The organism is Candidatus Margulisiibacteriota bacterium (assembly GCA_041650635.1).
Taxonomy (GTDB): domain Bacteria; phylum Margulisbacteria; class WOR-1; order JAKLHX01; family JBAZKV01; genus JBAZKV01.
Map to the genome: position 1 here is coordinate 1 of JBAZKV010000042.1, position 3895 is coordinate 3895.

General features: G+C 49.8%; 4 protein-coding genes. 2 read left to right on the forward strand and 2 right to left on the reverse strand.

Going from position 1 to position 3895, the window contains the following annotated elements; translation table 11 throughout:
* Together WC490_07985 and WC490_07990 are read left to right on the forward strand one after the other, a co-directional pair.
* A partial coding sequence (locus WC490_07985) for a hypothetical protein (GenBank protein ID MFA5098539.1) occupies positions 1-430 on the forward strand: 430 nt, incomplete at its 5' end.
* A 130-nt stretch (positions 431-560) separates the two neighbouring features.
* Positions 561-1931 (forward strand): radical SAM protein, encoded by a 1371-nt coding sequence (locus WC490_07990; protein ID MFA5098540.1) that lies wholly within the window; start codon positions 561-563, stop codon positions 1929-1931.
* A gap of 55 nt (positions 1932-1986) precedes the next feature.
* Here WC490_07990 and WC490_07995 read toward each other — a convergent pair whose 3' ends face one another.
* Complete coding sequence (locus WC490_07995; protein ID MFA5098541.1) at positions 1987-3432, reverse strand: metallophosphoesterase; 1446 nt, start codon at positions 3430-3432, stop codon at positions 1987-1989.
* A 48-nt stretch (positions 3433-3480) separates the two neighbouring features.
* The coding region (locus WC490_08000; protein ID MFA5098542.1) for a hypothetical protein at positions 3481-3895 on the reverse strand (415 nt) is incomplete at its 5' end.

Consider the following 3895-nt stretch of genomic DNA (forward strand, 5'->3'; position numbering starts at 1 on the left):
AGGCAAGTTTTCCAAAGGCATAAAAATGCTTGAAAAAGACCTTTGGATATTTGCAGATAATGGACGATTTTTCTCTCTTTATTATCTTCAAGCTGTGGTAGCGGAGACCTATTTCAGAATCGCCATACGGGATGGCACAATTGGTCTAACTGATATAATAAAAAATCTAGGTTTTTTTCTTACTAAATTGCCTTGGGCGCAGCGGCGGGCCGAAAGTTACTTGAACGAGATTATTAAGGTTGGCTGGGAAGTGGAATCCCAAGCATTTGTTCATGGCCAGGCTTTACTTAATCTAGGTTTGCTGCATCGTTTAAACAAAAAGCTGCTACCGGCCCGGGAATGCTTTACCAAGGCCATTCAAATCCTGGAACATTGTTCGTCAAAACCTACTCTTCAGAAAGCTCAAGAGGCCCTGGCATCAGTTAACTGATGGATCAGATATGCGGGAGTCATGAAGAGCTTTAATTGCTCAGGGGAGATGGTCCAAAGCTTTAACAAAATAATAAACCTTTATTGTCCGCGCTGCTTCGGGATCGAAAACGATAATAGAAGGAGATTACATGCGCATCCTGCTGATTTCCCCTCGTTCGGAATACCCCGAAGCCATTCCCGGCTGGATCCTCATCCCACAGCTCTCCCTGAAGATTCTTAAGGCCTTGAGCCCTAACGGCCACCAGGTGGTGACGGTGGAGGAAGACTCGGCCGCCATTCCGCGGTCAGAAAAATGGGATCTGGTGGGGATCACCGTCATGACGGCCACGGCTCCCCGGGCTTATAAATTGGCCAGAGACTTTCGGAACCAAGGCGCCAAGGTGATTTTGGGGGGGATTCATCCTTCGGTGCTTCCGGAGGAAGCCAGCCAGCATGCCGATGCCGTGCTGGTGGGAGAGGCCGAGGGAATTTGGCCTGCCATCCTGGAGGATGCGGCCCGGGGCGCGCTACAGCCTATCTATTACAACTATCTGCCGCAGAAGATGGAAGTACCCCTGGTGGATTACCAGGAGGATAATTTGGCGATTCCCAAAGCGGTAGGCATTATTTCCGGGAGAGGCTGCCCGAATCGCTGTGAATTTTGTTCGGTGCCCCGAATATATGGCACTAAAGTGCGGAAGGTCCCGGTAGAGCAGGTTATCGAGCAGGCAAAGCGCAGCCGCAGCCAATATGTGGTTTTTCTGGACGATAATCTCACCGCGGACCGCGATTATGCGATGGCGCTCTTTGAAGGTCTGAAAGGGCTTAAAATCAACCTTCTTGGCCAGGTTACCGTCAGATTTCTGCTGGATGATGCCCTGTTCCAAGCCGCAGTGGCCGCAGGGCTCAAAGGAGTTTTTGTCGGCTTTGAGACCATTGATGAAAAAGAGCGTCAGCGTCTGAGAAAATCCGTCCCTCTGGAAGCCTCCCGCGAGGCCATCCGGAAATGCCAGGCCGCCCACGTCTTTTTGCATGGCTCCTTTATCTTCGGCCTGGACGAACAAGACCAAACCGTTTTCAGACGGACCCTGAAGTTTGTCATGCAGAATAACATCATCTCCGTGGGCGCCTACGTGTTGACCCCCTATCCGGGCACCCCGCTTTTCGACCGCCTGGTGGCGGAGGGGAGGTTGCTCCACCGGAATTGGGCCTTCTATGATCATGGCACCCCGGTTTTTCTCCCGAAACGCATGACCTTGGAAGAGCTTGCTGAGGGATACGTCAAATTTCGGGAATCGGTCTTTAGTCTGTGGGGGATCACCCGCCGTCTGCCCACCGGGCTCTGGTCCTGCCCCCTGCCTTTTCTGCACGTCAATATCGCGCTGCGACGGGTGACCTCCCGGATCAGAGACCACTATAGAAACTACTTTAAATGGTTGAAGCAGTCCGGCTTAGACAGCCGGGCCGAGGGAGATCAAAACGGACTTGCCCAAGAAAGGAGAAGAAGTATCGCTAACTAAAATAAAAGAAAGCTGTGACTTCTATCGCCTGTTCATATCCTTACCTAATCAGCATTCATTGTTTATTCTTGCTTTTTGGTTGAGCCTGATGAGATTGGAAAAGCCTGACGCGTTCACCTTGGTTTAAATCATCCTTCCACCGGAGAAGTTCCATTTTTTTGGTCAAGGAATCGATCATGACGAACACAAACTCATTTTCGTCCTTTAACAGCAGCTCGGTGAAATCTTCGGTAAAGACCCTGGTCCAAGTGCCTGAGTTAATGTATTCTTGACTCCACCCTTGGTTATCATCTTTTTTTCCAAGAGGCCTGAGGTCAGCTTCATGAGTGTGGCCGAATACGACATAGCGCACCCCCAAAGTGTCTTTAATCCGTTTTGCAGCCTGGTAATAAACGTCTTTTTCTGATTCGCCCATCAGGAACGTACCCAACAACCTGAGCTTGCTCCAATGATGCAGGGCCGTTAAGGCCCAGTGATCTTTTAGAGCCTGCAAGTCTTTCAAGGAGATGTCAGAATCACTGGCTATTTGCTGTAAGTATTCCTGTTGCCGCTTTCCCATCTCCAGTCGCCATTGCGGCTTAATAGGTTCGGTTTTCTCCCTCAGGGTTTTATTAAAAAATCTGAAGTATGGCCCGATATGAAACCACATTTGCAGGTTCTTCCATCGGAATAGAGTATGTTTTATGAAGTTTGTTACCGGTTTCATGTTATCGGCGAAGGGAAAGATATTTTCGAGCTTATTAAATAGATACCGAACGAAGAATGAACCTACAGGTAGATAGATAAATTTTTCCGTGGCCTCGGCAGGCGTCAGAGGATGGAGGAAGTAGTCAAAGGAATTGAGGCAGTCATACTGGTGACCATGTTCCACGTATAGCAGACCAGGTTCATAATAGAACCAGGGATGGAAGCAGAGATTGCGGCTCATCAGGATTTGGGCTTCCTCCTTATCGAGCCTCCGTTCTGGTTCCGCCTCCCAGGCAGGGCCCCCTGCCTCCTCCTCGGGGAGAAAACCCAACAACTCCTCCCGCAAACATTTTTGGACTTCGGGGAGCGCAAACTCTATGTCATGGTTGCCCGGCAAAATGATGACGCGGTTATCTGCCAGCAAGAATTTAACCAGCTCTTGAAAGAAAACGGTATGTCCTTTTATGACCTTCTTTAGTTTCCAACAGGACTTCCTGGGGCTGGTTCCGAGACCATAATCCAATTCAGTTTGAGTTATGTCTTCCCCATCCAGTTTCTTCAGCGCAATACCTTTTTCGTTTTCCACTTTATCGGTGACCTGGAGCAAATCCACAAAGTCTCCAGCAATAATGAGATCTATCCGGCGTTTTTCTCGGGATCCTTTAGCAATATAAAAATTGAGAAAGCGTTGGAAGCTTTGATCGAAAAAGAAGTCTTCATTGAGCGACAACCTTTTGGTGTTTTCATCCCAGCCTGAACTGAGATGGAGGTCGCTTACGATAAGTAATATTCTTGGCGGCTCTTGATTGACCATGACTTAATTCCTCGATTTTCTGAACTTCCTAAGGATTCGGCCATATTTTTAGGCTAAGGGTCCTTTTTGCGAAAACCCAACCAATTCTGCCCAGGAAAAGATATTGCGGCAGGCCGCCAGTTCCTCGGAAGTCATCAGGTGGGAAGATAAGCGAGTATCCGCGGGTTTTCCTATACCGGCCGCCTTGGCGAACCAGGTGGGATTATAGGGCAGCAGGGCACATTTCCTGACACCCGCCTCCTGGAACCGGTGGGAGAGGGCCTCCAGGTTTTCCCGGCTGGCGGTAAAGCCCGGGATCAAGGGGATGCGCGGCAGTACCCCGGCGGGCTTTTCCTTAAGGAGGGCTTCCAAGTTGGCCCAGACCAGACCATTGTCCCAGCCAGTATATTCCCGGTGCGCTTCCTCGTCCGCCATTTTCACGTCCAGCATCACCAAGTCGACCAAAGGCAGTAACTTTTCCCGG

Coding starts and splice junctions, on each gene's coding strand:
- WC490_07990 (MFA5098540.1), top strand. CDS start 561: ATGCGCATCCTGCTGATTTCCCCTCGTTCGGAATACCCCGAAGCCATT.
- WC490_07995 (MFA5098541.1), bottom strand. CDS start 3,432: ATGGTCAATCAAGAGCCGCCAAGAATATTACTTATCGTAAGCGACCTC.